Below are 9,854 nucleotides of genomic sequence, written 5' to 3' on the forward strand. Positions count from 1 at the left end.
AACGTAGGTTGGGTTGAAGCATGAAACCCAACGCCCGCATGGGTTACGCTACCGCTAACCCATCCTACAAATAATTGTACCTCCCTACTTAAGTGGCAAGTGCGGAGCTTTCTTTTCACTGATTACTGATGAAGCTAAGACGCATTTAAACCGCTTATTCTTAGATTAGCCCCCCTTGCCCCCCGACCCCCCCGATGTCGGTAGTAGGGTTGATTCATGAATCAACCCTACCTTGAATCAACCCTAGGGGGGGTGGGGGGTTGCCTCTTGCCTTCAGAAGCTGATAACTGATTTAATCTAGAGTTTTACTGTGTAAGCATCGCGGATACCGGGGACTTTAGTAATTTCCGAGAGAAGACCTTCTGGTAGAGGATCATCGAGACTCAGGGCCATAACTGCGTCACCGCGAATAATTTTGCGTCCTACCTGCATACTGGCGATATTGACATTAAAACTGCCTAAAAGTGCGCCAATTTTGCCGATAATACCGGGCATATCCTGGTGAAGGGTGAATAGCATATGATTACTCGGTGGCACGTTAATTGGGAACTCATCGAGGTCAGTAATGCGGATTTCTCCGTTACTTAACAGCGCTCCGGTGACGGAATGGGTCCCCATGGAACCATTGGCTTCCAAATGAATCGATCCCGAATAGTCCCGGGTGGAAGCATCCCGGGTTTCGATTACCCGGATACCGCGTTCCTTAGCTTCGATCGCCGCATTAACATAGTTTACCCGTTCCCGGAGGGCTTGGGAAAGTAAACCCTTAATTGCCGCCACCACCAGAGGTTGACTGTCTTTAGTGGCCAATTCTCCCTGTAAACGGACATTTAACGAGTCACAGCGACCTCCTGCCAACTGACTGACGAGATTACCCATAGTTTCCGCTAATTGCAGGTAAGGGCGCAGTTTTTCCATAACATCGGGAGTTAGTCCGGGGATATTAACGGCCGAACGCGCTGGCAAACCGAGGAGGACATCGCGAATTTGTTCGGCCACATCAACAGCCACACCCACCTGTGCTTCCGTAGTCGATGCGCCTAGGTGGGGAGTGAGAATGACGTTAGACAATTCTCTTAATCTAGATTCGCCTAAAGGTTCCTGTTCAAATACATCCAAGGCTGCCCCGGCGATTCTACCGGATTCGAGGGCTTCAATTAAAGCCAACTCGTCGATAATGCCGCCTCTGGAACAGTTAATGATGCGGACCGTTGGTTTCATCTTAGCGATGGTTTCCCGACCGATGAGATGCTGGGTTTCGGGAGTTTTCGGGACGTGGAGGGTGATAAAATCGGACTCAGCAAAGAGTAATTCTAGATCCACCAAGGTGCAACCGAGTTGATCGGCGCGTTCTTTGGAAATAAAGGGATCGTAGGCGAGAATTTTCATGCCTAGAGATCTAGCAACGGCGGCGACGTGGGAACCAATTTTACCTAAACCGACGACTCCTAGGTTCTTTTTATAAACTTCTGTGCCGATAAAGCGATTTCTTTCCCATTTATTCGCTTTTACCGACTGATTGGCATCGGGAATATGACGGGAGAGGGATAACATCATGGCCAAGGCGTGTTCGGCAGCGGCGATCGTGTTACCTTCGGGAGAGTTAACGACAATAATACCCTGACGAGTGGCCGCGGGAACATCGATATTATCGACTCCTACCCCTGCGCGGCCGATAATTTGCAGTTTGCTGCCCGCTTCGACGATTTCTTTGGTGACGCGGGTACTGGAACGGAGCATCAGTGCGTCGTATTCGGGGATAATTTGAATGATTTCCTCAGCGGATAGTCCTGTTTTCACGTCCACTTGGGCAACCTGTGACAGAATTTCTACTCCTACCGGATCGATCGAATCGGATACCAGAACTTTGGCCATAATCTTTATAACGTGCTTTTTTCAGTCTACGGGCAAATGCTAGACCAATATTCGGGTCTAGCCGCAATAGCCCATTTTAGAAGCAAAGGGTGCAGTCTATGGCAAAATTAGCGAAAAGATTTTAGGTTGTCATTCTTAATTGTCGTCCATGGGGTTGATGTCAGGCTCTTGCCGTTGTCACTGAGATATGGCTAATTTAATCACGGTGGCGATCAAGTTTTCCGCTTCTTTTTCTAAAGCTTTTTCTAGGGCTGCCATTGCTTCTGTTTGACAATTTCTAAGTAGCTGGTTATAATTAAATTAAAAATGGATTTTAGGTTCGATCCCCCCTGCCCCCCTTGATAAGGGGGGTGCCGATAGGCGGGGGGATCTGAAAGTTTTTAATACCTACCTACTTAAAAATGGATTTTAGGTTCGATCCCCCCCGCCCCCCTTGATAAGGGGGGTGCCGATAGGCGGGGGGATCCCCCTTGATAAGGGGGGTGCCGATCCTTCCTTGATAAGGGGGGTTTCTGATAATTTTTAACGCCTACCTACTTATGATGTTCACACAGTAGAGAAAAAGCCAAAAACCTCCGTTAAGAATAACGGAGGCTGGTTAATTAATTAACAATTTTCAGCTACAATTTCGCCCCACATTCAGGACAGAATTTATTATTCCAACTGTTAACCGCGCCACAACTGGGACAATTGAGCATTTCACAACCCCCAGTGACAATTTTCGGTAAACCAATCATACGGGAATTACTTTGGCCGGGGGCAACCATGGGATAACAATTTTCGTCTTTAGTCACGATCGCATTGACTAAAACCGGACCATCATGGGCCAACATTTCGGCAATTTTTGCGGCTAATTCCTCTCGATGGCGAATAGTAATGCCTTTAATGCCGTAAGCTTGGGCTAACAGTTCCACATTTGGCATTCCCGCTTCCATATTGGAATTAGAATAACGTTCCCCATAGAAAGCTTCTTGCCATTGACGTACCATACCCTGCCAACCATTATTAATAATAATCGTCTTGGCATGAATATTAAATTGGGTTAGGGTGGCCAATTCCTGTAGATTCATTTGGAAACTGGAATCACCACTAATACAGATGACCTCCTCATCGGGAATAGCCACCTTTACCCCCATCGCAGCGGGTAAACCGAAACCCATCGTCCCCAATCCCGCGCTAGAAATCCAACGTCGGGGACCATTTTTGAGGAATTGGGCCGCCCACATCTGATGCTGGCCCACATCGGTGGTATAGTAGGCGTGGGGTGCTTGACGACCCACCTCAACGATCACTTCTTGGGGGGAAAGTCTGCCTTCTGGTCGAGGTACTTGCAGGGGATAATCTTGTCGCCAGCGCTCGATCTTGGCTAACCAAGCTTGGCTGCGATCAGAATTAGTGGGATAATCAAATTCTCTGGCTTTTTGGAGTATTTGTTCTAAAACTACCCGCACATCCCCGACAATCGGCACGTCAGGGGCGCGATTTTTGCCCACTTCGGCCGGGTCTATATCCACATGGATTACCTTAGCTTTCGAGGCGAATTCGTCCAATTTCCCCGTTACTCGGTCATCAAAACGAGCGCCGACGGCAATTAATAAATCACACTCGGTCACGGCAAAATTAGCGTAGGCAGTGCCGTGCATTCCTAACATTCCCACCGAGAGGGGATGATGTTCATCAAAAGCACCGATCCCCATTAACGTGGTGGTGACGGGTAACTGAAAACGCTCGGCAAACTCGGCAATTTGGGCGTGGGCATTCGCTGCGATCGCACCTCCACCAACGTAAAGTAAGGGTTTTTCGGCGGTTTCCAAGAGGTGCAAAGCGGCCTCGATTTGACGGCGATTGCCCTTAACCGTGGGACGATAGCCGCTTAGTTTCACATCTCCTGGTTCGACGGGGATATAATCGCATAGTTCTAAACCGACATCTTTGGGAATATCGACTAAAACCGGTCCCGGTCGTCCTGTACTGGCGATATGGAAGGCTTCAGCGACGATTCTCGCTACTTCCCGGGCGTTTCTAGCCACATAGGAATGTTTAACAATCGGGAGAGTAATCCCATAAATATCGGTTTCTTGGAAAGCATCGGAACCGATGGCCGCCCGACTCACCTGACCGGTGATAATTACCATCGGGATGGAGTCCATGTGTGCGTTAGCGATGCCTGTCACCAAATTGGTCGCCCCGGGGCCGGAAGTACCGAAACAGACTCCCACTTTGCCGGTGGCCCTAGCGTAGGCATCGGCGGCATGGGCGGCCGCTTGTTCGTGGCGCACTAAGATATGTTGTAATTCTCCCCGCTCTTCAAAGCGGTAGAGTTCGTCATAGATGGGCAGGATCGCACCTCCGGGATAACCGAAGATGTGCTTAACACCATGACGTTTGAGACTGTCCATCAAGGCATAAGCCCCAGAACAACGCTGGGGAACCGTTGTTAAAGAGTCATTGGGCTTGGGAAGTGATGAAACCACAGGGCAAACCGTCCAATTTCTAACTAGAGGGATAATTGCAATTCTGTTGCCTAGGATGCAACTTGAAAAATAGCAAAATTGATAACCTTATACTTTTAGTGTATTCCATCTCACCTTTTTGGCTGCAGTTTTTTTTCTTTTTGCATCTTACCCATGCAATATCTGGGGAAGTGGGGTGTGGGGTGTGGGGAAGTGGGGAAGTGGGGTGTGGGGTGTGGGGTGTGGGGTGTGGGGTGTGGGGTGTGGGGTGTGGGGTGATGGGGAAGTGGGGAAGTGGGGAAGTGGGGAAGTGGGGTGTGGGGTGTGGGGTGTGGGGTGATGGGGAAGAGGGGAGATAAGATAATAAATATTGGTGATTTCACCTGATCTTGACTGAGCCTGGAAGTTTTATGAATAGTCTTTTGATTGCGGCTACGGATACCGATGCGGGTAAAACCGTTGTCACCACTGCTTTAGTGGCTTATTGGCAAAAATACTATCCATCCAAGGCCTTGGGGCTGATGAAATTAATGCAAACGGGTCAAGGCGATCGAGAATGGTATGAGGGTTTATTTCAGGGTCAATTAGAAATGATCACACCGCTGCAATATCAAGCACCCTTAGCGCCTCCTGTGGCTGCTGATTTGGAAGGTCGAGATATTCCTTTGGGGACGGTGTGGCAAGCTCTGCTAAACCTACAAAAAAGCCAAGATTTGGTTTTAATTGAGGGTTTGGGGGGTTTAGGTTGTCCTGTCACTCACGAGCTAACTTTGGCGGATTTAGCTGCTCAATGGCGGTTAAAAACCCTTTTGGTGGTGCCGGTGAAATTGGGGGCGATTTCCCAAACGGTGGCTAATATTGCCCTAGCAGAGCAGAAAAAGGTCAATTTGGGCGGAATTATCCTTAATTGTCTCGAACCGCGCACGGAGACGGAGATAGAGCAGTTAACACCGATCGATTTAATTCAATCCTTGACTAATTGTCCAGTTTTAGGTGTTTTTCCCTTTATCGAAGATCGTCGGGATTTGGATAAATTGGCTTCGGTGGTAGCTAGTTGGCCAGAAATTAAGCTGTCAAGCATTTAAATTGCTTGTTGAGACGAGGCAAAAGGCACAAGGCAAAAGGCAAAGCTGATTCCCAGCATCTTTCAATTTGACAACACCCATTGTAGGGATAATTCATGAATTAGCCCTACAGGACATCGGGGGGGTAAGGGTAGGGTTAATTCATAGTAGGGTTGATTCATAGTAGGGTTGATTCATCGTAGGGTTAATTCATAGTAGGGTTGATTCATGAATCAACCCTACAGGACATCGGGGGGGTAAGGGAATAAATTAGGGGAAGTCCAGATATTCTTGTTCTGTTAGGGCAAATTCTGGATCAATTATTTTTACTTCATTATAGGTGAGTTGATAGAGTTTGTAAACTAAATGATCAATCTGCTTTTCTAATTCGCTTGTGTTAGCGTTAGGATCGTCTTTTTTTGCGGTGAGAATTTTATTAACAATTTTTTCTAATGCTATTTGTATTTGTCTTTTAGGAACTACAATTGGAAGTTTAAATAATTGTACTGGCTTTACTTCTGGAAATATTCTCACATCTTCATTAACTAAATCACTATATAAAAAATTCATCAATTTAGAGTTGAGAACAGCCAATAAATATAAATATTGCACTTCTGATTTATTTGGCAACTGAACTATTATTCCACTTTTAAGGCAATACCATTGATCTTCGTCGTAAGCAGCAATGATTCTATTCGCAGTTTGTCGAATTAAAATTTTAGGCTCAGTAAATAATTTTTTGCGCCTAGGTCTTAACATTACATAGTAAGGGATAACACCACTTTTAGTTTCTACTCTATTGTCTAGTTTTTCTTTGTATAAGCTTAAATGTTTAATAATATTGGGATAATTTTTAACATCTAAGTCCGAAGAAAAATAAATTATGACTTTCTCTGATTTAGGCTGTAAACAATAAGAGTTTATTTCTCCTCCAATTATTAGTTTTTTAATTATATCTTTTTCTAATTTCTTACTTTCAGCTTCATCTGATTTAAGTATAAAAGCATCTGCAAGTCCGGGACTAATTCCAGTAGCTACATCTTCAGCAATATCTTTAAGAGTTAGATTACCTGAATAACATTTTTCAATTAATTGATGATGATTTTTAAAAACAAAGCTATAAGCTTGATTAGAAACAAGATTGGATTGATCAATGAGATTATTGATTTTATCTAGCTCAACTGGTAATTTATCTCTTTCCACATCTGATAGATCTGCATATAGAGTTGAGTTGTTTAATATTTTTTTAGAAAAACTAATGATGCAGGTAGGAGTTGTAACATCTTCAAATACTCCATCCCCAAGATTAATGTCTAAGATAAGACTGTAATTACTTAGTATTAATTCTCTACTTTTTTCAAATTCAATTTGATTTAAAAAACTAGAGGGAATTATTAGTGAACACAAAGATTGCTTACCTGTAAGTTCTTGATATCTGTAAGAAAAATAATTAAAAGACTCTGGAGTTCGGACATGAATTCGATCATAATATTTCTTTAAAAACTCTTTTTCTTGGGTTGAAAAATCTACGCCATAAGGAGGATTACCAATTACAACATCAAACCCAACAAAATCCCCGTCATCATTCAACACTTCAGGAAACTCAAACCGCCATTCCAAAGCATTCTTATACAGCTTACCGCTTTCAATATCTGCAATTTCAGCAGTTAGCTTATCAATCTCATTATTTAACTTAGTTACTTTTTTCTCCCGCGCTTTTTGCTCCGTCTTAGTCTCCTCAAACAATAAACCCTGATTTTCCAGATTATAAAGCTCCCCTTGTAATTGACGTAACTTCACCTTCTTAGGATCACTAATTAATAAATTAGCACTAAACCCAGCCTTAATCTTAGCAATCAGCGTTTCCATCTCCCGCTTTTGTTCCTTATTTTCCGCATTGCGATAAGTCTGTACCGCATTGCGATATTGCTCAATACTAAACCTCTGCTTCTGTAAAACCTGTTTAACATCCACATCCAAAGTAAAGCGACTAATCAAAGAATTACCACACTTGATATTAATATCAATATTTGGCAAAGTTTCTAAATTGCCATCCTCGCGATAATAAGCATTCTTTAAAAGCTCAATCCATAACCGCAACTGACAAATAGTCACGGAATTAGGGTTAATATCCACCCCAAATAAACACCCTTCAATAATCGTCTGTTTCTCATGAAATAAGGCTTGCTGTACCCGTTGCTTTTCTTTATTATTCGGATGATAAGCAAATAAAGTCCCCTCATCATCATAAACCAGTAACTTATCATTTCGCACTTCTACCCGATAATCTTTTAGCGACTTACCCGAAGTATCTAATAAAACCCGTAACTCACTCTTAATCGCGATTATCTCATTCAAAGCTGAAACCAAAAAATGTCCTGAACCCACGGCCGGATCGCAAATCTTCAGGCTATTAATAATAGTATTCGCTTCTCTTTTATCCTCAATTCGTTCATATAAATTATCCAAACTTTGACAATTCCAGCCTTTTACTTCATTAAACTTCTGCACGATCGCTCTTCGTATCGTTTCCCGACACATATACATGGTAATAAAACTCGGTGTATAAAAAGAACCGTCCTTATAACCATTAATCTTTTCAAAAATTAACCCCAGCACCGAAGCATTAATTAACTTTTCGCTATCTTCTTGAGGATTTTCTAACTCATCTCGATCAAACTTATAAGCATCCAAAAACTCAAACAAATAAGCCAACGTATTTAACTCACCTACTCGCTTATTACCCTGATTATCTTTTAGCACCGTACCTGCAAAAATGGGTAAAGTTCGCTCCCGCAAATTGCCAATAAAAATCGTTTGCTGTTCCGTCTCCGTTGGTTCAAATAGCGAACTATTTAAATAAGGTACATGAGCAAAAGTCGTTTTAACCTTAGCCTCGCGCTTATTTGTCTCCCTAGCTAACACATCAAAAAACAAACTATCGAGATCATCATAACTGGGAACTTTCGCCAAATTGAGAAAAGCAAAATCTCGATCGCCTTGATGATATTTAATTAATTGCGCTTCCAATAATTTGAGAAACAAAACCCGATTAATCCAATTAATTGATAACCGCAACGCCACATTATAAAGCCGTTCCTCATCCGTAGTTCCAAACTCTTCAGGATTTTTTAATTGTGCAATTTTATCTAAACTATCCAACCGACTAATCGCATTTTCAATCAGGGAACCATCACAGCGATCGCCTTCTTTCATTCGTCCGATTAACTTCTTCCCTTTTTCCTTAATTTCCGTCAAGCCAATAATATACAAAAGCTCATTATAAAAAGGCTTATTTAAAGTATTACTGTCATTAACAAAAGGTAACTTAAGTAAATGTTCTGGCGAAAGAATCTTGTAAATATCAAGCAAATCTAAATTTTCCAGATCTCGCAGATCAAAATGAGTAAACTTAATTTGCTCAATAACTTTAGTGATCGCCGGTTCTGCAATTTGTTGATAGAAAAAATCCGTTTTTGTACTACTCAGTCTCCCGGCTTCAAAATCGCAAAACTGGTTAAATAGAGCCTTATTAGCAAAAAACAACTCCTCAAAAATCTTCGCATCGAAAATAAACCATTCATAAATATTTGTCACGATCAAGTGTTTAATCTCAAGATTTTTATCCGTCACCCTTTCGCAGAGAAAATATAAAACTAACTGCTGAAAAGCCTTAGTGTTGAGATGATCCAGTCTTGGCATTTCTGCATTTATTGTCTGAGTAGGCTTCTTAGTCTCAAAAATGACCCCCACTGGACTTTTAACATCCTGGTTATTATGAATCACCAGATCAATGCGCTCTTTTGTATTGATAAAATAGCGATCAGCATAATAGGTATTTTTTAAAAAATCTATCAGCAAATTTTTATTAAACTCTTCCGACTTTTTGCTGTCACATTGGTCCAACAAGCGCACCAAATTAGCTCGAAAAACCTGAATTGTTTCAGCATCAGGCTTGATTTTTAAGTACACCCGATTTAAGGCTTGCTTGAGTGCTCGCTTATTGACAATCATAAAAGTTTACCTCTAGGGAAACTACCGACTAATTTTATTATAAGTAGGGAGGCACAATTATTTGTAGGATGGGTTAGCGGTAGGACTTAATTAGTCGTCGCCGGCAACTTGTCGAGATGCGGACTGCCGAAAAGAACCGACGGGAACGCGCTCGCGGTAAAGCTCGATATCGAAGCCCATCTTGAGTATCTCGATAACTGCCTTGAAAAACTCAATCAAGAAATTGAGGAATTGACCCAAGCTAACCAACAATGGCCCGAGAAAGTCATCGAAAATTTTGGGTCTGAAACCCCGTCGTTCTACGACGGCTTTACTGTTAAATATGAGCATCGTTTACGAAATATATGCTAAAATGTGAGGTATGGAAAAAGCCTATTCGTTTCGATTTTACCCCACACCCGAACAAGAGTCGCTATTGCGGCGCACATTGGGCTGTGTAAGATTAGTT

6 protein-coding genes and 1 pseudogene are annotated in these 9,854 nt (G+C 42.7%); 3 read left to right on the forward strand and 4 right to left on the reverse strand.

Annotation, left to right across the window (positions count from 1 at the left end; all coding sequences use genetic code 11):
- Positions 1–297: 297 nt before the first annotated feature.
- From serA to O9290_RS27840, 3 genes are all read right to left on the reverse strand, one after another.
- Entirely contained in the window at positions 298–1,875 is a 1,578-nt protein-coding gene (gene serA, locus O9290_RS27830; protein ID WP_002763312.1) for a phosphoglycerate dehydrogenase, read from the reverse strand.
- A 620-nt stretch (positions 1,876–2,495) separates the two neighbouring features.
- Positions 2,496–4,349, reverse strand: a complete 1,854-nt coding sequence (ilvB, locus tag O9290_RS27835; RefSeq protein WP_288026791.1) for a biosynthetic-type acetolactate synthase large subunit — start codon at positions 4,347–4,349, stop codon at positions 2,496–2,498.
- A gap of 110 nt (positions 4,350–4,459) precedes the next feature.
- The gene (locus O9290_RS27840) at positions 4,460–4,711 is read right to left on the reverse strand and encodes a hypothetical protein (protein ID WP_288087762.1); all 252 of its coding nucleotides are present in this window, start codon (positions 4,709–4,711) and stop codon (positions 4,460–4,462) included.
- A gap of 27 nt (positions 4,712–4,738) precedes the next feature.
- On the opposite strand from O9290_RS27840, the gene bioD reads away from it, so the two are divergent.
- A complete protein-coding gene (gene bioD, locus O9290_RS27845; protein WP_002763308.1) occupies positions 4,739–5,413 on the forward strand; it encodes a dethiobiotin synthase in 675 nt (224 codons plus the stop codon).
- A 249-nt stretch (positions 5,414–5,662) separates the two neighbouring features.
- On the opposite strand, the gene O9290_RS27850 is transcribed toward bioD, so the two are convergent.
- Positions 5,663–9,406, reverse strand: coding sequence for a type IIG restriction enzyme/methyltransferase (locus O9290_RS27850; protein ID WP_288054845.1), 3,744 nt, complete (start codon positions 9,404–9,406; stop codon positions 5,663–5,665).
- 83 nt (positions 9,407–9,489) lie between these two features.
- Between O9290_RS27850 and O9290_RS28685 the strand changes: the two are divergent.
- A pseudogene (locus tag O9290_RS28685) lies at positions 9,490–9,673 on the forward strand (IS110 family transposase); the annotation flags it as partial.
- Between the two features lie 94 nt (positions 9,674–9,767).
- Positions 9,768–9,854: helix-turn-helix domain-containing protein (locus tag O9290_RS27860; protein ID WP_287630136.1), on the forward strand; the 87-nt coding region annotated here is incomplete at its 3' end.

This window comes from Microcystis sp. LE19-41.2A (assembly GCF_027530405.1).
Classification (GTDB): domain Bacteria; phylum Cyanobacteriota; class Cyanobacteriia; order Cyanobacteriales; family Microcystaceae; genus Microcystis; species Microcystis aeruginosa.